This is a genomic window from Sporobacter termitidis DSM 10068 (assembly GCF_900130065.1).
In the GTDB taxonomy this organism is placed as follows: domain Bacteria; phylum Bacillota; class Clostridia; order Oscillospirales; family Oscillospiraceae; genus Sporobacter; species Sporobacter termitidis.
Genome location: NZ_FQXV01000002.1, coordinates 259,464 through 279,969 on the forward strand (window position 1 = coordinate 259,464; position 20,506 = coordinate 279,969).

Here is a 20,506-nt window from a genome sequence, read left to right on the forward strand (position 1 = left end):
TCGAAGGCTCCGTCATCGGAGCCTTCGATTTTTCCCGCGATATTTCTACAAAATATCGTCAATTTCTCCTTGTCTGCATCCATATGATGTGCTATAATGTCGCAAATGTTCAAAGGGGAGTGTTTATATGCAAGGTAAAATAATTCAGGTGGAGGAACGGGTCCCATTAGGGAAAGGTTTTGCGTTAAGTCTTCAGCACATGTTCGCAATGTTCGGCGCCTCGGTATTGGTTCCTATGTTATTTGGAATTAATCCAGGCGTTGTTTTATTGATGAACGGTATCGGCACTTTAATTTTTATATTGATCACGAAAGGCAAAGCTCCGGCCTACTTAGGCTCCAGTTTTGCTTTTCTTTCGCCCGTTTTCATGATCATCGGGACAACGCCCGACCCGTCCAAGTATCCGCTGGCACTGGGCGGCTTCGTTGTGGTAGGCCTGGCGATCTGCGTTGTGGCGCTCATCATCAGGCTGTTCGGCACGAAGTGGATCGATATCATCCTCCCGCCGGCGGCCATGGGCCCCATCGTCGCCCTGATCGGCCTGACGCTGGCCGGCACGGCGGCAAGTAACGGCGGCCTGCCCGTTACCGGCATCGACCTGTCGGCCATCGACTACAGAAACGTCATCGTCTTTTGCATCACGCTGCTGGTGGCCGTGTTCGGGTCGGTCCTCTTCAGAAAATTCCTGGCCGTTATCCCGATCCTCATTTCCATCGTCGTGGGCTATATCGCCGCGGCGTTGTTCGGACTGGTGGATTTCGGGCCCGTCGCGCACGCGTCGATTTTCTCGCTCCCGGACTTCCGGGCGCCGGTTTTTAATTCCACGGCCATTCTGACCATCCTGCCCGCGACCCTGGTCATCGTGACGGAGCATATCGGCCACCAGATGGTTACAAGCAAAATCGTCGGGCGCGACCTTATCAAGAGCCCCGGCCTGCACAAAACGCTCCTCAGCGACGGCATCTCAACGGCCCTTTCTGGATTTGTGGGCGCCGTCCCGACGACGACGTACGGCGAGAACATCGGCGTTATGGCGATCACCAAGGTCTACAGCGTCTGGGTCATCGGCGGCGCTGCCGTGATTTCGATCGTCATCGCGTTCATCGGGCCGATCTCCGCGCTGATCCAGTCCATCCCCTGGTCTGTCATCGGCGGCGTCAGCTTTATGCTGTACGGCATGATCGCCGCTTCCGGCCTCAGGCTCCTGGTGGAGGCGAAGGTCGACTACAGCAAATCGCGCAATCTGGCGCTCACCTCGGTCGTTTTCGTCACGGGCCTCTCCGGCGCGTATATCCCGCTCGGCTCTTTCCAGCTGACGGGCCTCACGCTGGCAACCATCGTGGGCATGCTCCTCGGCCTCATCTTCTGGGTGCTGGACAAAGCCAAGCTTACTAACGACAGAGACGACGCTCCGGCGAAATAAAAAAGTCAAGCATACAGCAAGGCTCCGGCAGATGCCGGAGCCTTGCTTGTCGTTATATTTCTTTATTCTTCAATGGGCGGGGCGATGTCGAGGAAGGTCACGTCCTTGTTCTTCTCCTGGATATAGCCGAGCGTCCACTGGTTTTTCGCCAGGACGACGGTCCTTTCGTACTGATCCTCCACGACGGCGGCTTCGTAATAGCCGATATTGTCCTTTGTGAATTTCTGATCGGAAACGACCCAGCGGGCGGCGGAATAGGGCAGCCTTCTGATTTGGATATCCACGTTATACTCGTTTTTCAGCCTGTACTCCAGCACCTCGAACTGCAGTTCCCCCGCCACGCCGATGGTGTACAGCTCGATGCCGATGTTGGGGTCCTTGAAAACCTGGATAGCGCCCTCCTCGGAAATCTGCTGGATGCCCTTTAAAAACTGCTTTCTCTTGGAGGAATCCTTAGCCAGCACCTCGGCGAAATGCTCCGCCGGGAACATGGGGATGCCCTCGTACCGAAAGAGCTTTTGCCCGGCGACGAGCGTGTCGCCGATTTTGAAGGTGCCGGGGTCGAACACGCCGATGATGTCGCCGGCGTACGCCTCCTCCACCGAGGTCCGCTCCTGGGCCATGAACTGCTGGGACTGAGCCAGGCGGACCTTTCGCTTTGTCCGCGCGTGACTGACCTCCATGCCCTTTTCGTACTTGCCCGAGCAGATCCTGATAAAGGCGATCCTGTCCCGGTGGGCGGCGTCCATATTGGCCTGAATCTTAAAGACAAAGCCGGAAAAATTCTCGTCCTCGGGCGTGATGCCGCCTTCGCTGTGGGTCCGGCCGCCGGGAGAAGGCGCCATGCTCAAAAACGCCTCCAGGAACTGGCGGATGCCGAAATTCGTCATGGCGCTGCCGAAAAACATGGGGGTGAGCTCCCCCGCCCGGACCTTTTCCATGTCGAACGCATCGCCGGCGATGTCTAATAAAGCCACGTCCTCCCGGAGCTTATTGTACAGCCGCTCGCCCAAAAGCGCCTCAAAGCGCACGTCGTCCACATTGCCCGTATCGGACGCGGCGATGTTCTGGCCGTGGTTCCCGCCCTCGAAAAGCTCGATTTTCATCTGCTGCCGGTCGTAAACGCCCTTGAAGTCCCCGTCGGTGCCGATGGGCCAGTTCATGGGGTAGGACCGGATTCCAAGCGTCTCCTCGATCTCCTCCATGAGCTCCAGCGGATTTTTGCAGGCGCGGTCACATTTGTTGACGAAGGTGAAGATGGGGATGCCCCGCATCCGGCAGACGTGAAACAGCTTTTTTGTCTGCTCCTCCACGCCCTTGGCCCCGTCGATGAGCATCACGGCGCTGTCGGCGGCGACCAGGGTCCTGTACGTGTCCTCGCTGAAGTCCTGATGGCCCGGCGTGTCCAGAATGTTGATACGGTAGCCCTCATAGTCGAAATTCAAAACGCTGGAGGTCACCGAGATGCCCCTCTGCTTTTCGATCTCCATCCAATCCGACACCGCGTACTGCCTGGCCTTGCGCCCCTTGACCGTCCCGGCCAGCCGGATCGCCCCGCCGTACAGCAAAAGCTTCTCCGTCATGGTGGTTTTGCCGGCGTCCGGGTGGGATATGATCGCAAAGGTCTTCCGGCGGCTGACCTCGGTTTTTAGTTCGTTCGTTGTCATTCAATAATCATCCTAAATAAATAAGTGCGGCAAGAGTATATGATACATCAAACGGTATGACTGCGTCAATTGTTTCCTATCGGCGCGGCGGCATACAAAACCACCCATGCCGTCATGGGCGGCTCGTCTCCGCCGGCTCAGCCCATACCATACGATACGATCATCCAGTCCGCACTCTTGCTCCCCTTTACAAGCCAGAATGTATAATAATATGTCTCGCTGGCAAGCGCGCTCCCCTCTTTGGCATCCACAGTAAAGTCTGTATCAACACAGGTAAAATCATACGGATTCGGATACTGCTTTTAGCTTTACTGCCTCAGGCCGCCAAAAGGGCGGCCATGGAAGCCGCAATTAAAATGATATATATAAATCTTTTCACAACTATCTTGCGATTGATGCTGATAAAGAACATTAGAAAAACTTGCCTTACCGGCAGTTTCCCCAGGCAATGGCCAACATGGCAAGTAAGCGTCAAAAGAGGTTTCACCGTTTTTGGGGCGGGATCTCTTTTGACGCTTATTCATTCTGTACAATCAATACTTTGTCAAACGGTTACTTATTCAACGCCTCGCAAAACAGGTCCGGCGTGTTCGTCATGATCCCGGTGACGCCGAGCTTTTGGAGCTTTGACAGCTCCTCGATATTGTCGACCGTCCAGACGTTGACCTCAAAGCCGGCGCCCCTCGCCATTTCCATGAACGGCTCGTCCACGATATACGAAATCGGATGCAGCACTTCGGCGCGGCAGGTCCTGGCGTAGGCCGGCAGATCATAGATGCCGGTCATAAAAGCGATGGCCGTTTTAATTTCCGGGAACTCTTCCTTCAGGTACGCCACGGCGTTGTGGTTTATCGAGGAGATAAGAGATTTTTCGGCGTAATTGAATTCCCGGACGAGCCTGGCCGTCATGGCGTTGACCTTTCCGCGGGGGTCCGTGTAATCCTTTGTTTCAATATTGAGGAACAGATCGTTTTTAGAGGCGAAATCGAGAACCTCCTCCAGTTTCAGGAGCCGGCACTTTGACAGATCGTATTTTTCTTTGAATTTATATGCGTAAACGTGGCGCGACAGCTCGTGGTACGTCATGTCCCTGACAAAGCCCTTCCCATCAGAGGTCCTGTTGATACTCAGGTCGTGAATGACGACGACCTGCCCGTCCTTCGTCAGCTGGACGTCAAGCTCGATGGCGTCGGCGCCCATGTCCAAAGCGAGCTCGTAGGCCGCCATCGTATTTTCAGGGGCTTAAGCGCTGGCCCCGCGGTGCGCGATATTCATGCAGCGATTCATAGCAATTCCTTTCCCTGTCGGCAGGCTATTTTTCGTCCCGGCTTAAATAGTCCGTAATCATCTGGAGGTACTCCTGGGTGAGGGCGGCAAGCACCTCTTCGCCGCCGTCCGGCCCCTCGGCGTCCCCGCTCCGAACGTCGTAGCACACGTCGGGGCAGTCCGTAATGATGCCGTCCACCCCGAATTTACGAAACAGCTTCATAAGCTCCGGATTGTTAATCGTATAAGGATTGACAACGACGCCCGCCTCGTGGGCGGCACTGACCATCGTTTCGCTGACGTTCACGAAAAACGGATGCAGGGCATAGGCCTCCGCCGTGAGCGCATACTGCCCGGCGTTGTAGAGGTTCTCAAAATAGAGGAGCCCCGTCTTGACCTCCGGGCAGGCTTTCTTCAGCCCGACGAGCGCGATGTGGTTGAACGACGAAAAAATCACGTTTTCCGTCAGGTCCCATTTTCGGACCAGCTCGGCGGCAGCCTCGCCAAGTCCGTTGGAGACGCTTCTGTTGAGCAAACTGTCCTTGATTTCTATGTTCAGGATCAGGTTGTGTTTTTTGACGATATCGAGCACCTCCTCAAGAGACGGGATGCGTGCGAGAGGGTACTTGCTTTCAAACCCCTTATTGAAATTGAAGGCCTTGAGCTCCTCCAGCGTATACTGGGCAATGGCCCCTTTCCCGTCGGAGGTTCGGTTGATGGTATCGTCGTGGATGACCGCGATTCTCCCGTCTCTGGTGAAATAAATATCGATTTCAAACCCGTCCGCATGCTGCGCCACGGCGAGCTCAAACGCCGGCATCGTATTTTCCGGTGCGTAGGCGCTGGCCCCTCTATGGGCCAGTATTTTGTAATCTCGCATGTTCATATCTCCTATACCCGATTGAATTTGATGGACACGGCGGCGGCCGCCGTCGTGTCCATCATGGCGTTATCAGCGATTAAGTATGGCGTTAACGTCTTTTGCCAGAGTGTCGAGGCTTGATTTGATATCCAGGTTATCCAGCAGGATGGAGTTGATCTTCTCGCACATCAGGTCCTCGACCTCGTGATAAGAGCCGGTGGTCGGCCGCATCTTGCAGTACTGCAGCTCGTCGAAAGCCACCTGAAAGCCGGGGAACTGGGCCAGAGTTTCCTTCATGACGGACGTCTCGAGGGAGGCGAGCTTCGTCGGCAAATAGCCTGTCTGCGAGGATGCGAACGCCGCCTGTTCCGTATCGGAAAGCCATGTCATGAAGATGAACGCCGCGGCCTTCTGCTGGTCGGTGCCGGCGTTGGCAAGGTATGTGTTCGAGCCGCCGACAGGCACGCCTCTCGTGCCGTTTTCCCCCTCCGGGATCATGGAGACGCCAAGGTCTATGCCATACTGGGACGCCATCGGGGCAAAGGCCTTATACCCGCCGATACTCGTCAGCCATAAAGCGGTACTGGGATTGGCGATAGTGGCGTAAAACGCGTTCATGTCCGTGATCGGCAGCACCTTGACGAGCCCCTTGTCCACAAGACCCTTAAGGTAGGTGACCAGCTTGACGCCGCCCTCGCTGTTAATGTTGCAAGACTTCTCGTCGTCGCTTAGGATATTCGTGTTGGAATAGGAGTGCAGCAGTGCTTCCATTACCCAGAAATCGTAGTTGAACAGGTACATGGGGGGCTGCCCCGTTTTGTCGTAGCAGGCTTGCAAATATGTTGTGAGCTCGTCAAAGGTGGCGGGGCCCGCCTCGCTCAGGCCAACCGATTTAGCCAGCGTTTTGTTGACATACATCACGGGCACACTTCTCATGTGAGGGAAAGCGTACATGTCCTCGCCCATGTAAAGGTTGCCCAGGTCGCCGATCTGGAACGCCGAGTTGTCAAAGCTATTGGCTTGCATGTACGGCTCCAGATTTAAAATGACGTCGTCATCGGCAAAACCCCTGGTCATGGACACCTCGTCGATAAACGCGTTGGGGAGCGTCCCGGCGATGGACGCGGCATTGATCTTCTGCTGCATTTCCCAGTAATCGCCCTGATACTGGGCGGTGACGTGGATGTTCTGGTCCTTTCCCGTCGTCTCATTGAACTTGTCCACGAGCTGCTGGTTGATCTCTTCCACAGCGGCGGTCCAGAAGGTGACCTCGACGACGCTGCCCGTTTTACTGTACTTGTAAGAAGACAGGTCCGTCGCGGCGGGCGTTGCGTCACCGCTCCCCGATGGCACGGCGGAGGTTCCTGCCAGCGAAGGTGTGCTGATCGCACCTGAACCCGCGCCCGAACATCCCGCCAGGAGAACCAGACAGGTCGCCAGCGCCGCCGATGCAGCTCTTTTCAGCTTTGACATTATCATTCCTCACTCTTTCATTGATAGATTTACTTAATACCCATATAGGTAAAAGCCTTGATAATCTGCTTTCTCGCGATGACGAATATCACCAGTATCGGCACGACCATCAGCACGACGCCGGCCATGACGACCTGGGGATTAAGTCCGAGAGAGCTCTGCAGCTGCTGGATGCCGACGGGGAGAGTCCTCACGGCATCCGTCGTCGTCCATGCCAACGGGAAGAAATAGCTGTTCCACGAGGTGATGAACGTAAACAGGGCCAGCGTGGAAATCGTCGGTACAGCCATCGGCAGCATGATCGAATAGATGATTTTAAATTCGCCGGCGTTATCCAGCCGCGCGGCCTCCAGTATCGAGTCGGGCACCTGCATAAAGGTCTGTCGGAGCATGAAAATTGCCAACCCGTTGGCAGCAAACGGGATGATGAGAGAAATATAGCTGTTGAGCAGGCCAAGCTTCACATACATCACGAAGACTGGCAGGAATATCAGCTGCCCGGGGATCATCATTGTCAGCAGGACTATTGAGAACAGCAGCTTTTTCCCTTTGAAATCGTATCGGGCGAAGGCGTAGGAGGCCGGCAGGATAAACAGGGCCTGGCCAAGCAGCGTCCCGGCGGTGATGACCAGCGAGTTTTTGGTGTAGTGCAAAAAATCGATGGCGTCGAACGCGTCCTTGAAGTTATGCCACTGGATGGCGTCCGTCCAGAACTTCGGCGGAAACTGCACCACCTCGCCCAAAGTCTTGACCGCCGTCAGGATCATCCAGTAAAATGGCACGACAAATATTAAGATCAGCAGCGCCGAAATAAGGATTTTGCCGAGGATGCTGGCACTTTTACCTAAAATTTTCATTCCGGCCTCCTTCAGCGGTAATGGACGTTTTTCTCAAGAGCTTTAAAATAGAACACCGTAATGAGCCCGATCATGATCATGAGAATCACGGCCATGGCGGACGCGTAGCCGATTCTGTAATACTCAAAGCCCTGCTTGTAAATGCTGAAAACAAGGGTATTCGTGGCGTTGTCCGGCCCGCCCTGCGTCATGACGTTGATCGTTTCAAATACCTCAAACGACGAGATGATATTCATCAGAATCAGAAAAAACAGCGTGGGGCTGATCATTTTCAGGGTAATGCTGAAAAAAGTTGCGGATTTGGAGGCGTTATCCAGCCGCGCAGCCTCGTAGAGATAGTCCGGGATGCTCCCCAGGGAGGAGGTGATGATCAGCGCGTTGAGCCCCACAGATTTCCAGATGGCCACGAGCACCAGTGAAAAGAGCGCCAGGTGCTTGTCCGAAAGCCAGCCGAAGGGCCCGAGTCCCAAGAAGGACAGCACGTAGTTGAACAGGCCCGACTCGTCCGCCGTCATAAGCCAGGACCATATCATTGAAATCGAAACGAGGGAGATGATATTCGGCGTGAAGCTCAGTGTCTGGATAAAGCGGCTTATGAGGGTACTTTTCCTCAAGAACATGGCCAGCGCGATTGCCAGCACAACGGTGAGGCTGACGTTCATCAGCATATAAACCAGCGTGTTCATGATGATCTGCCGGAAATCGGCGCTTTTAAATAGCTCCAGATAGTTCTGCAGACCGATGAATTTCATGCTCCCGCGCATATTCCAGCTGTGAAAGCTGAGATAGACGTTATAGAAGATGGGGTAGATGTAGAATACCGCCAAAATAGCGATCGCCGGCAGGACCAATATGTAGGGCCGCGCCATAGACCAGCCGGTTCTTTCGCCGTTCCGGGGCTTCAGGCGGACGGACCGCTCCATCTATATCACCTTGCTTTCCGCCCGGTAAGGCGCCGTAACGCGCTCTTCAGCGTCATTAAAGAAAATGATATGACGGCTGGAGATAAAGAGCCCGATTTGGGTGCCGTACTCAAGCTGCGAAATCTCCGTGTCGTCCATGACCTTAACGGCGAGCTTCCTTTTGTTTGTAAGCTCGACGGAATAAAGGATCTCGGAACCCAGCATCTCCCGGCCTGTCACCGTTGCCTCCAGAGAAAGACCGTCTCCGCCAGAGCCGCGCCTGTTTTCGGCGATCTTTGCCTTTTCGGGGCGGAAGCCGACGAATTTGACACCCGCTGGGAGAGGCGTCGGCAGATATTCGCTCAATTCGCCGAGTTCCAGCACGTTCATCGGGGGGGAGCCGATAAATTTAGATGAGAAGACGTTCTTCGGATAATTGTAGATGTCGTGGGCGGTGTCCTCCTGCATAATCCGGCCGTTGTCCATCAGGACGATTTTCGTTCCCATGCTCATGGCCTCGACCTGGTCGTGCGTCACGTACAAAAATGTTGCCCCAAGCCTGTTGTGCAGCTCGATGAGCTCCAGGCGCAGCTGTTGCCTGAGCTTGGCGTCCAGATTTGACAGCGGCTCGTCCATCAAAAAAACCGCCGGCTTTTTGACCATCGCCCGGGCCAGCGCCACGCGCTGACGTTCCCCGCCCGATAAGAACTGCGGCTTCTTTTCCAGATGCGCCGTCAGACCGACGATGCCCGTCACCTCGTCGATGAGCCTGTCCCTCTCCTGCTTCGGGATTTTGATGTTTTTCAGGCCGAACTCGATGTTCTGCCGCACCGTCATTGTCGGGTACAGCGCGTAGTTTTGAAAGACCATTGCCAGGTTCCGTTTCCCGGGCTCCACGCCTTCGACGTTTTTATTCCCGATAAAAACGTTTCCCCCCGTTTTCTTTTCCAGTCCGGCGATGATCCGAAGGATAGTGGATTTTCCGCAGCCGGAAGGCCCGACCAAAACGGTAAAGCTGCCGTCCTCGATCGTCAGGCTGAGACTTTTGATGATCTCTTTGTCGCCGTAACTCTTATCAACGTTTTCAAGACGAATTTCACCCATAGATTCCCTCCGGTATATCCCGCGTTATTTTTTTGCGGTTTTATTTTAGATTTTGCCGAAACCCCGCCGCTATCTCAGGAGGGTAAAATCATCGCAAATCGTGCGCCGCCCGGTCGCGCCGATTTCGCGACAAGAAAAAAAGCAAAGCAAAACTTACCCTGGAACATAAAATCGTTCAATCAAACTGATTAAAGGACGGTATGTCCCTCAAATAGGTTTTTTCTTTGCTCCACCTTAAAGTATTGGGTTTTTGCGCCGCACGCGCCTTTCTTGGACAACCGCAACATGCGCCGATGTTAATTATTTTATACTGCCGGTCGTCTTGAGGCAATTAAGTGAATGTTAAATACCTGTTATATTTTGGCACAATCGCTTTATTCGGACGCCATCGCCGAAAGCCGGCCCGACGCTCCCATAACCGCAAGCCCCTATTACCAGGCCACGGTATAGAAGAATTTACAAAAGGCCGCTATATCTTGCGATATAGCGGCCTTTTGGTGGGGCCGGGGAGCGTTGAACCCCCGGCCTCTTCTTATATATGGTTAACCGCCAGGAGGACGAAGTTCACGATGAACAGGGCGGTGGCGCCGTACATGATGGGGTGGATTTCCTTGTATCTGCCGCGGAGGAGGCGGATGAGGACGAAGAAGATGAAGCCGAAGGCGATGCCGGTGGTGATGCTGTAGGTGAAGGGCATCAGCGCCACCGTGACGAAGGCGATGGCCGCCTCCTCAAAGTTGCGCCAGTCGATCTCCATGACGGAGCCCATCATCAGGATGCCGACGACGATGAGTGCCGGAGCGGTGGCGCAGGAGGGCACGAGGCCGACCACCGGCGCGAGGACGAGGCTCAAAAGGAAGAGGACGGCCGTTGTGACGGAGGTGAGGCCGGTGCGCCCGCCCTCCGCGATGCCGACGGCGCTCTCGGCGTAGGCGGTGGTGTTGGAGGTGCCGACGATGGCGCCGGTGATCGTGGCGCACAGGTCGGCGAAGAGCGCCCTGTCCATACGGGACTTTACGCCCGAGCCCTCATACATAAGCTTTTCGTCCTCGGCGTCGAAGATGCCCGTCCGGCGGCCGATGCCCACAAAGCAGCCCAGCGCGTCGAAAATATCGGTGAGGATGAAGGCGATGATGGCGGTAAAGGCCAGGACGATCCGGGACGGGTCGCTGAAAAGCCCGGCGAAGTCCAGCTTGAAGGCGGTGTCCTTGATGGACGCGATCGAGCTGCCGATGGACGCGGGCGTGATGGACACCGTGCCGAAAAACGCCCCCGCCGTGGTGACATCCTCCGGGAGCAAGGGGAAAAAGATATGGGGGTCCGCGCCGGCGGCGACGGCGATGAGGGCGGCGGCCGTCACCGAGACGATGCCGATGAGAATGGCGCCCTTGACCTTGCGGACCATCAGGGTGACGATGATCAAAACGCCGATGAGCCCCAAAAGGACGGCGGGGTCAGAAAAATTCACCAGCGACGGCACGGCGGAGGCGTTGGCGATGACCGTGGCGTCCGCCGGGGTTTTGCCGAGGAAGAGATACGTGCCGGGGTCGGACGTGAACTTTAAAAAGCCGGCGTCCTTGACGCCGATGTAGGAGATGAACAGGCCGATGCCGCCGCCGATGGCCCCCTGCAGGACCTTGGGCAGGGATCGGATGATCGCTTTCCGGAGGCCGGTCGTCGTAATGATGATATTGATGACGCCGCAGATGAGCACCATGGCCAGCGCCTGCTGCCAGGTAAAGCCCATGATCTGGCAGATGGTGAAGGTGAAAAAGGCGTTCATGCCCATACCCGGCGCCAGGGCGAACGGGACGTTGGCGAAGAGCGCCATGACCATGGTGCCCACGAAGGAGGCGATGATCGTGGCCACAAAAATGCCCTGGGGGGAAAACGGGTTGTCCGGCGTGCCGGCCAGGGACAGGATATTGGGGTTGACGAAGATGATGTACGCCATGGTGAAAAACGTGGTGATCCCCGCGACGAGCTCCGTTCTGACGTTGGTGCCGTACTGCTTGATCTTAAAGAATTTCTCCATAAACAGCTCCCTCTCGAATTCTCTGTCGTGATTTGCCGTATTTTGCCGAAAAATCACAGAAGCTATATTACGCTGAATTTTTTCGGCGTACAAGATTGAATTTCTTTATTTTGCCCTAAAATTTGTAGAGACAGGAAACCGGCCCATGTTAAACAGGTCACGATCGAATAGAGGTAATGCGCTTTGTCCACTTACAGCCGCCTGTGCCAGGTATTCTCCGCCGCCCCCGTCATAGAGATCGACGAGGGCTCTAAAATCGTCGTGATGAGCGACTGCCACAGGGGCGACGGCAGCTGGATCGACAATTTTTCGCACAATCACAATATCTATTACGCGGCGCTGCGGTACTATTTTGACAACGGCTTTACCTATATTGAAAACGGCGACGGGGACGAGCTGTGGAAATTCAGGAGCCTGCACGACATCAGCAGCATCTATATCGACATCTTCCGGCTGCTGCACCGCTTTTACCACGAGCGGCGGCTTTATATGATCTACGGCAACCATGACATCGAAAAGAAAGACCCGGACTTTGTGCGGAAAAACATGGCGGCCTTTTACGACAACCACGCCGACAGGTACGAGCCTCTCTTTGAAAACATCACGGCGTACGAGGGGCTTGTCCTGAAGCACAGGCCCACCGGCAGGGAGCTGTTCGTCGTCCACGGGCACCAGGGAGACCCGCGGGACGACAGGTTCTGGAAAACGGGTAAATTTTTCGTCCGCCACTTCTGGCGCCGGATGGAGCTTTTGGGCTTTAAGGACATCACCAGCGCCGCGAAAAACAACGTCAAGAAAAAGCACGTGGAGAAAAGACTGTACGACTGGGCGGCCAAAAACGGCAGGTTCCTCATCGCCGGCCACACGCACCGGCCCAGCTGCCCGCTGGACCAGGACAACCTTTACTTTAACGACGGCAGCTGCGTCCACCCCACCAGCATCACCGCGCTGGAAATCGAAAACTCCGAAATCACGCTGGTGAAATGGAGCGTCAAAACGACCGGGGACCTGCGCCTGTATGTCAACCGCCAGGAGATCGCCGTCCGGCGAAAGATACTGTAGTACCGGCGGGCGCTACACGATATACAGGAGCTTCATTTCCGGCAGCGCTTTTTCGAGCCTGTCCCGCAAAAACAGCTCGCCCTCGGCGCGGAGGGGTTCCCGGTAGCAGTACTTGCCCTTGCCGCGGCCGGTCTGGCGCTCTTTGTCGAAAAGCGGCGGGGCGTGGGGAAACGCTTCTTTATTGATGGCGTTTTGCACATAGCTGTACGTCATAAAAATGACCTCGATAAAGGACGTTTTTTTAACGCGGTCGCTCAGCTCGGCGCGCAGCGTGTCGATCAGCGCCCCGTACATCGCCTGCCAGTCCTCCAGCAGGATGACAGGCGCGATCAGAAGGCCGGTTTGATAGCCGGCCTCGTTCATTTTATTGAGCGCCTCGATCCGGCTTTTCAGGGGAGAGGTCCCAATTTCTATCCGGCGCACGATATAATCCGGGTTGACGCTCATCCTGAAGATGGTTTTCCCCCGGTGGTCCAGGGGCAGGAGCGCATCGACCATATCAAATTTCGTCGGGAAGGTGATCTGGCCTCGCCCGCGCCTTGCAAATTCCTCGATCGTCCAGGGCAGGTTTTCGGTGACCGTATTTTCCAGCACAAGGTCGCTGTTGCTGCCGAGCTCAAACGTCAGGGGGGCGGGCGCGGCGAGAGACGTTTTCACAAGGCGGTCCATCATCTGCTCCCGATTGACAAAGACGCGCAGATAGGAGCATTTGTTGTAATTACAGACGAGATAGCAGTACAGGCACATGGCGCTGCACCCGGACGAGGTGTATGGGACCAGAAAATCGGAGACCTTGTGGTTCTCCACATATTTGTGCGTCTTGCGGGTGCCGACAATGAGATACTGCTTCAGCCGCGCAAACTCGCTGTTCTGCTTTTTCTGCAGCTCCTCAATGCTGTTGTGGCTTGTGATCTCGATCCAGCTTTTTTCGCCGTATTTTTCCCTGAGCTTTACGCCCAGGGGATAGCCCAGCGCATCGGGCTCATAATAGACCGCTTCTGGAAACAATTGCTCCACTCCTCTGTTTTTTATTCGTTCCGGGCGTTAAAATTCATACTCAAAGCTCGCCTGATCGGTCGTAAAATCAAAAACCGGGCCGCTTTTATCGGTCAGCGTGAACCGGGCCCGGCAGGCCAGGCTCTCCTTGATCAGACGGACCATTTCACCGCCCTGGGGCGCGCGCAGCGCCTGATGCCGGTCCTCCAGCAGCCGCACCGTCAGCGTGAGATCGCCCTGCCGGACGGCGAGGGCGCCGCCGGCCAGATCGGCTTTCGCCCCGCGGTAGGTGGCCAGCCGGAGCTCCCGCCCCCGAAGGCAGACAAACCCGACGACGCCGACGAAATCCCGGCCGATCGCCCTGACGTCCGCCGCGGAAACCATCAGCGCACACGTCCCGCCGTCCCGCCAGCTGCACTGCGCCCAGGCATAGCGCCTGGGAAACGAGCGGCCCCGGTCCCCCTCCATGTAGCCGGCGCCGTCGGAGAAATCAAATACCTTGCCGTTTAGGGTCAGGCTCCCCTGCACCTCGTGCGTCATGCTGAACACGCTGTGGCGGCATTCCATCAGCGGAACGAACCGGTAGGGCCCCATGATGTCGCCCCGCGGCGCCGCCATGCCGCCGTAGCGCAGGTGCCCGGAGGCGCTGATGCCGTCGCCCCGGATGTTCAGATCGACGCCCCGGGGTGAAAACGTGCTGTCGCCCGCGTATATCACGGGCAGCCGCCCGGCACCGCGCCGCACGACCCGTAACGCCTCCCCGGGCAGCGGCACATACCAGGACTTGTCCGGGGTGATGAGCTGCAGGGACCCCGTCCGGTGCCCGCCGCCGTCCGTATGGACGGCGGGGATCAGCGCGAGCATCTCCCGCCCCGCCTGCTGCTTGAAATACCAGCCTTCAAAATAACCCGCCAAAGCGCGCCCTCCTGTGCCTTCTCCGATAGTCCGGATTCTGATATTAATTATGGCGCGCCAACAGCCGGGCTAAAATGCGCCGGGCGGAAAATCTGCCCCAATCGGTATAAATTAACGCGATATGTTAAAAACAAGTGCTGTACACGGCCCGCGGCGCCCGCGCTGCCGTCCGGATTTTATGGCCCCAACACTTTTAAAAGGATGGCTTTGCATGGTATTTTCGATTTTCGCGCTCCTCAGCGTGGTCCTTTGCTGGAAAGGCGGCGGGTGGCGGCGCTGGAAAGAATATTATCCCACCATGCTGTATTTTTATATCGGCGATCTGGCCTGCGACATCCTCATGTATAACAGGCCCCTGTGGGCCTTTGGCCAGTTCAGCTTTAATTATCCGTTCCTTGATTTGATAATCACGGCGTTTCTGTACCCGAGCACGACCATATTATTTTTGACGTATTTTCCGGAAAAGCGGCGGCGTCAGCCTTTATACCTGCTGCTGTGGGCGGGCATTTACTCCTCGGTTGAACTCATCGGGTATCTCGTGGGGGATTTTAAATACTTCAACAGCTGGAACATCGGCTATTCGGTGCTGTTCAACCTTGTCATGTTTCCCATGCTCCGGCTGCATTATAAGCACCAGCTCCTGGTCTGGCCCGTTTCGACGGCTCTGGCCTTTGCGATGGTCTTGATTTTCAAGGTCAATCTGGCGCGGTAAAAAATGCATAGATATTCATTATGCGTATAAATCGATTTGGGGCAGCTGATAATAGACAGCATATTTATTATTTTGGTTCTTTAATGTGGTAACGTATGCTGGAAGTCGATCAGTCTATCTCGGATGCGGTCTCTCAAATCGACAATAAGCTGCACGACGCGTTTTTGGAAACGCTCGGCCTGTGGTGCGGCAGCATTGTCTTTACATGGCACTGGTGGGTCAACGCGGGGCTGTCGGTACTGCCGTGGGTCCTATGGGTCCTGGTGCGAAAAAAAGAGAGCACGCACCGCCTGCTCCTGGCCGGATTTGTCGTGCTGGTCCTGTCGTCCTTTCTGGACATGCTGGGCCTGAATTTCGGCCTGTGGGGCTACAATTCCATCGTGATTCCCATCATTCCGCCGTATATCCCCTGGGATTTTTCGATCATCCCGGTCACGGCGATGCTGTTTTATCAGGTGAAGCCGAAGGTGAACCCATACCTGAAGGCTTTGATTTTTTCGCTGCTCGGTTCCTTTGTTGTCCAGCCTGTTTTCGAGTGGATCGGGTTTTACAACAGAAAGGCCTGGCGGGATTATTATTCGCTCCCGCTCATTTTTGCGATCTATCTGGCCGGGCATTACTTCGCCGGCCGGAAGCATTTTGAAAAGCTGTAGCGTCACGACGGAGACGGCGCGACAAAGCTGACGCCCTGCGCCCCGTTGTCGTGCAGGAGCCGCTCGATCCTCTCCAGCTTGCCGCCGTCGCACTTCACGAAGATGACGACCTCGCTTTGGTGACTCGACGCCTTCTTCTTTTTCAGAAACAGGAGCTTGAGGACAAAGCCGACGCCGAAACCGAGCACGGCGGCGATGATGCCCCAGAGGACCGGCCCCCAGGCCAGCCGAAAGCCGTAAATGCACCCGAAAAGTGTGGCCAGCGCGCCCAGGATCATCGGCAGGTCCAGGACGCTCTCGCCGGACGCCGAATGCATGGAGTCAAAAAGTCCCTTTCCCGGCTGCTCCTTCTGCACGGGGACCGCCAGAATCTCGCTCTTGGCCACGCCCTCCTGCTCGAGCGCGGTGACCGCCAGCTCTACCTGAATGGATTGCTGAAAAACTGAGACGACAAACATACCGGCACCTCTTATTTCTGTCCCTCCGGGGAACGGAAATCCCGCGCTCTGATAGTTCTTTTGAAGAAATTGAGACTGTTCTGCGTCAAATAACTTATTGCTCTCGACAGAATTGACATATGTGATATAAACGCAAAAGAAAAACAGCGACGGGATGTTTAAAAACCACTGCGGGTTGAGCGCGTCCCGCGCCGAGGCGAACGCGCCGTAAAACGTCAGATGCAGGGCGGTCAGGATATTGGAAAAATAGACGACAAGTATCCACCAGAACAGCACGAAAACGCCGTGGTGGATGCGCTGGAGCATGATGTGCCCAAGCCCCGGCGTCAGGGTGCACCAGGCCGACGCCACGTACGGGGAGCGCTTGTCGATATAGCTGATACCGAACGGGCCGATCGAAAACGGCTCGATGGGCGCGTTCTCCCTGGCGGCGAGGATATACTGCTGGTTCAAGTCCACGGCAGACCTGTAGCTGTCCCAGACAGAAAAAATAAAGGTGGGAATATACAAAAGCGACCACCGGATGTCGATCACATGCTTTGCCGCGTCGAACTCCCCGAGAATCGTGTGGAGCAGCGCCAGATTGACGTGGGCCCTCAGGTTAATAATGATCTCCCACAAAAAGAGGATATACGCCCTCAAATATTTGCTCAGCAGCAAATGCCCAAAGCCCGGAAACATTGCCGACCAGAACGCGACCACATAGGGGTTGCGGTGATGCAGCTGTGTTGTCCCGAGCAGGTTGACATGCGCGAATACTCTGCGTGGTTTTGCATTCGTCGGCTGTTTGTTCATCGTTGACCAATTTCCGCCTGAAAATATTTTGCCCTTAGTATTCACCGCCGCGCCGTATAAATTCCCGGCGCTGTTATTATTTTAACAAGCCGAGGCCCGCACCGGAGGATACGTTCCGGTGCGGGCCTCAGTTTATTTTTCTTACAGCTTATATGTTTCGGCGCCGGACGGCGTCAGCGTTTTGGCGTACTCAAAGCCGCAGGCCTTCGCCAGTTCCGCGGCCTCCGCAAACCTATAGCCGATGGAGGCGCCGTCATGGCTGTCGCTGGAGAGGATGATCTCCCCGCCGCGCTCCCGGAGCGCCCTTAAGAGAAACGGCGCCGGATACGGCACAGACCTGCCGACCCGGTACATGGCGCCGGTGTTGATTTCAAACAGCCCGCAGGTTTCAGCGACCGCCGCCAGCGCCTCCAGGGCGGGGCCGGTATAGCGCGGGTCCGCCTCGTCGAAGAGCCGCCCGCCGTCGTTGAACTTTGCAACCAGGTCGAAGTGGCCGATGAAGTCCGGCTTTGTCGCGGGCGCGACGCCGGCGACGGTGCGGAAATAATCGCGGGCGTACGTATAAAAATCGCCGGCGTAATACCGCGCCGCGTCCCGGCGCTGCGCGTCCTCGCTCTCGTCGACGGTGAGCATGGCGCCGTCTTTTTTGATGTAATGCACCGAGCCGATGACGTAATCGTAAACGCCGGCGGGCTCGGGCGAATAATAGTCCCGCTCCACGCCCGTCATCAGTGTGAGGCGGCCGCCGTAAACTGCTTTCAGGCGGTCCATCTCCCGGACGAAATCCCGCTCGCCCGCCGCCGTCATGCACCAGTCGGTGTCAAAGGCCATGGGCGCGTGGCCCGAAATGCCGAAGGCCGCGCAGCCCTTACCGATTGCCGCCCGCACCATGTCTTCCGGCGTCTCGGTACCGTCACAGAAGGTGGAGTGGGCGTGGAAATTTGTGAGGAGCGTCATTTACGTCATCTTCTCCTGTTTCACTTTTTTGTCCACCACGTGGCGGGACTTGAGCTCGGCATGGATATCCTCCAGGGAGATGCCCATCTCGATCATCAGCACCATCACGTGGTAGACGAGGTCGGCGATCTCATACACCGTCTCCTCCCTGTCGCCGGCTTTCCCGGCGATGATGACCTCCGTGGATTCCTCGCCGACCTTTTTGAGGATCTTGTCGATGCCCTTGTCGAACAGGTACGTGGTGTAGGAGCCCTCTTTCCGTTCTGTTTTACGCCCGGCGATCAGCGCCATGAGGTCCTCCATGGAAAACGAGGAGAGCGTATCGCTGACGAAGACGTCGTCGACAAAGCAGGAATCCGTCCCCAAATGGCAGGCCGGGCCGTCCTTTTTGACCTCGATGAGGAGCGTGTCGCGGTCGCAGTCCGTTTTGATGTTCACGATATGCTGCACATTGCCGGAGGTGTCTCCCTTGCGCCAGAGCGCCCCGCGTGAGCGGGACCAGAAGCACGTCCGGCCCTCTTTCATGCTGATCTCCAGGCTTTCCCTGTTCATGTAAGCCACCATCAGCGCCTTTTTGCTGCCGGTGTCCACGACGACGGCCGGAATGAGCCCCTTGTCGTCGAATTTCAGCTCGTCTATTGGAATCATGTTAACCTCCAAAATATGGTGTCCAGAAACCGGCGGCAGGCTGCGCGGGGATACGGCGCGCGATTGATAATCGCCCCTACGCACGCCTCTGCCGGCCGCGTTGTCATTCCCGCGAAGGCGGGAATCCACGTTTTCCGATACGGGGGATGGATTCCCGCCTTCGCGGGAATGACATACTGGCGCGAAGGGCGGAGCCCAGCTCCACCCGAGACCGGCCCCGATATTCTATAGCCTGACCGTAATGCCTTCGTCTTTCAGCGCTTTTTTCAAATCGGGTATATTGACCTCGCCGAAGTGGAAGATCGAGGCGGCAAGGCCCGCGTCCACCTTGGGGAGCGCTTTGAACAGGGTGACGAAGTCGCCGGTGTTTCCCGCGCCGCCGGAGGCGATCACCGGGATGCCGACGGCGTTGCAGACGGCGTCCAGCAGCTGCAGATCGAAGCCTTTTTTGACGCCGTCGGTGTCGATGCTGTTGACGACGAGCTCGCCGGCGCCCAGACTCTCGCCGCGTTTGACCCAGTCGATGGCGTCCATGCCGGTGTCCTCGCGGCCGCCCTTGGCGAATACCCGAAACTGCCCGTTAACGCGTTTGACGTCCACCGACAGGACGACGCACTGGTCGCCGTATTTTTTGGCGGCCTCGTAGATGAGGCCCGGGTTTTTGATGGCCCCGGAGTTGACGCTCACTTTGTCGGCCCCGCATTTCAGCACCCTGTCGAAATCATCTACCGTATTGATGCCGCCGCCCACGGTGAGGGGGATGAAGATACAGCTTGCCACCTCTTTAAGAATATCGGTAAACAGCCGCCGCTCCTCGTAGGACGCGGTGATATCGTAAAATACCAGCTCGTCGGCCCCGCTGTCGCTGTAGAATTTGCCCAGCTCCACCGGAGACGATACGTCGCTGACGCCGAGAAAGTTGACGCCCTTCACAACCCGCCCATCCCGGACGTCGAGACAGGGGATAATGCGCTTTGTGATCATTCGCCGCACCTCATTTCCTGAGAAAGCCTCACCGCTTCCTTCAAATCGATCCTGCCCTCGTAGATGGCTTTGCCCAATATGGCCCCGTAGAGCCCGATGGCGCCCAGGGCCCGGACGTCGTCCAGAGAGGTGACGCCGCCGGAGGCCACGATATCCAGCGCCAGCGCGTCCGACAGCTTCCGGTACAATTCGAGATTCGTCCCGCCCAGGACGCCGTCCTTCGAGATATCGGTGCAGATGATCGTTTTGACGCCCTGTTGTTCCATCTGCCGGCAGAAGTCGAAGCACTCCAGGCCCGTCACCTCCGTCCAGCCCTTGACGGCCACAAAGCCGTCCTTCACGTCGACGCCCACGGCGATCTTGCCGCCGAAGCGGGACACCATCTCGCCCACGAAGCCGGGCTGCGCCACGGCGGCCGTGCCGAGAATGACGCGCCCCACGCCGATATCGAGATACTTTTCGATCACGTCCCGCGACCGTATCCCGCCGCCGGCCTCGACGAAGAGCCCGCTTTGCCGGACGATCTCGCCGACAGTGCCGATATTGGCCGTCGTCCCGTCCCGGGCGCCCTCCAGGTCCACGACGTGGATGTGCGTGGCGCCCGCGTCACGGAAGGAGGCGGCGACGGCGGCCGGCGACGCGCTGTAAACGGTCATCTGCGCGTAGTCGCCTTTGACGAGGCGGACGGCGCTTTTATGATATAAATCAATGGCTGGAAAAAGAATCATCGATAAATC

General features: G+C 56.6%; 19 protein-coding genes. 4 read left to right on the forward strand and 15 right to left on the reverse strand.

What is annotated here, in order from left to right; all coding sequences use genetic code 11:
• The first annotated feature begins 127 nt into the window (after positions 1-127).
• On the forward strand, positions 128-1,423 hold the full coding sequence (uraA, locus tag BUB60_RS04720; protein ID WP_073076505.1) for a uracil permease: 1,296 nt from the start codon (positions 128-130) through the stop codon (positions 1,421-1,423).
• Positions 1,424-1,485: 62 nt separating this feature from the next.
• Here the strand turns inward: uraA and BUB60_RS04725 are convergent, their stop codons facing one another.
• The 8 genes from BUB60_RS04725 to BUB60_RS04760 all read right to left on the reverse strand — a co-directional run bounded on the left by BUB60_RS04725 (position 1,486) and on the right by BUB60_RS04760 (position 11,589).
• A complete protein-coding gene (locus tag BUB60_RS04725) occupies positions 1,486-3,090 on the reverse strand; it encodes a peptide chain release factor 3 (RefSeq protein ID WP_073076506.1) in 1,605 nt (534 codons plus the stop codon).
• Positions 3,091-3,642: 552 nt separating this feature from the next.
• Positions 3,643-4,317 (reverse strand): glycerophosphodiester phosphodiesterase, encoded by a 675-nt coding sequence (locus BUB60_RS04730; RefSeq protein WP_084726245.1) that lies wholly within the window; start codon positions 4,315-4,317, stop codon positions 3,643-3,645.
• Positions 4,318-4,402: 85 nt separating this feature from the next.
• Complete coding sequence (locus BUB60_RS04735; RefSeq protein ID WP_073076507.1) at positions 4,403-5,236, reverse strand: glycerophosphodiester phosphodiesterase; 834 nt, start codon at positions 5,234-5,236, stop codon at positions 4,403-4,405.
• Between the two features lie 72 nt (positions 5,237-5,308).
• Entirely contained in the window at positions 5,309-6,691 is a 1,383-nt protein-coding gene (locus BUB60_RS04740; RefSeq protein WP_073076508.1) for an extracellular solute-binding protein, read from the reverse strand.
• Between the two features lie 29 nt (positions 6,692-6,720).
• Positions 6,721-7,548 carry a carbohydrate ABC transporter permease gene (locus BUB60_RS04745; protein WP_073076509.1) on the reverse strand — a complete coding sequence of 276 codons (828 nt, stop codon included), beginning with the start codon at positions 7,546-7,548 and terminating at the stop codon, positions 6,721-6,723.
• Positions 7,549-7,559: 11 nt separating this feature from the next.
• Positions 7,560-8,471, reverse strand: coding sequence for a carbohydrate ABC transporter permease (locus BUB60_RS04750; protein ID WP_200796597.1), 912 nt, complete (start codon positions 8,469-8,471; stop codon positions 7,560-7,562).
• Entirely contained in the window at positions 8,472-9,554 is a 1,083-nt protein-coding gene (locus BUB60_RS04755; RefSeq protein ID WP_073076510.1) for an ABC transporter ATP-binding protein, read from the reverse strand.
• Between the two features lie 532 nt (positions 9,555-10,086).
• Positions 10,087-11,589, reverse strand: a complete 1,503-nt coding sequence (locus BUB60_RS04760) for an NCS2 family permease (protein ID WP_073076602.1) — start codon at positions 11,587-11,589, stop codon at positions 10,087-10,089.
• A 183-nt stretch (positions 11,590-11,772) separates the two neighbouring features.
• Here BUB60_RS04760 and BUB60_RS04765 point away from each other — a divergent pair, with 183 nt between their 5' ends.
• Positions 11,773-12,651 carry a metallophosphoesterase gene (locus BUB60_RS04765; protein WP_073076511.1) on the forward strand — a complete coding sequence of 293 codons (879 nt, stop codon included), beginning with the start codon at positions 11,773-11,775 and terminating at the stop codon, positions 12,649-12,651.
• Positions 12,652-12,663: 12 nt separating this feature from the next.
• On the opposite strand, the gene BUB60_RS04770 is transcribed toward BUB60_RS04765, so the two are convergent.
• Positions 12,664-13,659 carry an SPL family radical SAM protein gene (locus BUB60_RS04770; protein WP_143162268.1) on the reverse strand — a complete coding sequence of 332 codons (996 nt, stop codon included), beginning with the start codon at positions 13,657-13,659 and terminating at the stop codon, positions 12,664-12,666.
• 36 nt (positions 13,660-13,695) lie between these two features.
• Entirely contained in the window at positions 13,696-14,562 is an 867-nt protein-coding gene (locus BUB60_RS04775) for a tocopherol cyclase family protein (RefSeq protein WP_242941152.1), read from the reverse strand.
• Positions 14,563-14,773: 211 nt separating this feature from the next.
• Here BUB60_RS04775 and BUB60_RS04780 point away from each other — a divergent pair, with 211 nt between their 5' ends.
• Both BUB60_RS04780 and BUB60_RS04785 read left to right on the forward strand, forming a co-directional pair.
• On the forward strand, positions 14,774-15,274 hold the full coding sequence (locus tag BUB60_RS04780) for a CBO0543 family protein (RefSeq protein WP_073076514.1): 501 nt from the start codon (positions 14,774-14,776) through the stop codon (positions 15,272-15,274).
• A gap of 95 nt (positions 15,275-15,369) precedes the next feature.
• Entirely contained in the window at positions 15,370-15,927 is a 558-nt protein-coding gene (locus BUB60_RS04785) for a CBO0543 family protein (RefSeq protein ID WP_084726248.1), read from the forward strand.
• Between the two features lie 2 nt (positions 15,928-15,929).
• Here the strand turns inward: BUB60_RS04785 and BUB60_RS20370 are convergent, their stop codons facing one another.
• The 5 genes from BUB60_RS20370 to hisA form a co-directional block, all read right to left on the reverse strand.
• Positions 15,930-17,180, reverse strand: coding sequence for a hypothetical protein (locus tag BUB60_RS20370; RefSeq protein ID WP_073076515.1), 1,251 nt, complete (start codon positions 17,178-17,180; stop codon positions 15,930-15,932).
• A 141-nt stretch (positions 17,181-17,321) separates the two neighbouring features.
• Positions 17,322-18,137, reverse strand: a complete 816-nt coding sequence (locus BUB60_RS04795; protein WP_073076516.1) for a histidinol-phosphatase HisJ family protein — start codon at positions 18,135-18,137, stop codon at positions 17,322-17,324.
• Positions 18,138-18,785, reverse strand: a complete 648-nt coding sequence (gene hisIE / locus BUB60_RS04800) for a bifunctional phosphoribosyl-AMP cyclohydrolase/phosphoribosyl-ATP diphosphatase HisIE (RefSeq protein WP_073076517.1) — start codon at positions 18,783-18,785, stop codon at positions 18,138-18,140.
• A gap of 225 nt (positions 18,786-19,010) precedes the next feature.
• Positions 19,011-19,769: an imidazole glycerol phosphate synthase subunit HisF gene (gene hisF, locus BUB60_RS04805; protein ID WP_073076518.1), complete on the reverse strand. Its 759-nt coding sequence runs from the start codon at positions 19,767-19,769 to the stop codon at positions 19,011-19,013.
• Entirely contained in the window at positions 19,766-20,497 is a 732-nt protein-coding gene (gene hisA, locus BUB60_RS04810) for a 1-(5-phosphoribosyl)-5-[(5-phosphoribosylamino)methylideneamino]imidazole-4-carboxamide isomerase (RefSeq protein WP_073076519.1), read from the reverse strand. The genes hisF and hisA overlap by 4 nt, the downstream gene beginning before the upstream one ends.
• Between the last annotated feature and the right edge of the window lie 9 nt (positions 20,498-20,506).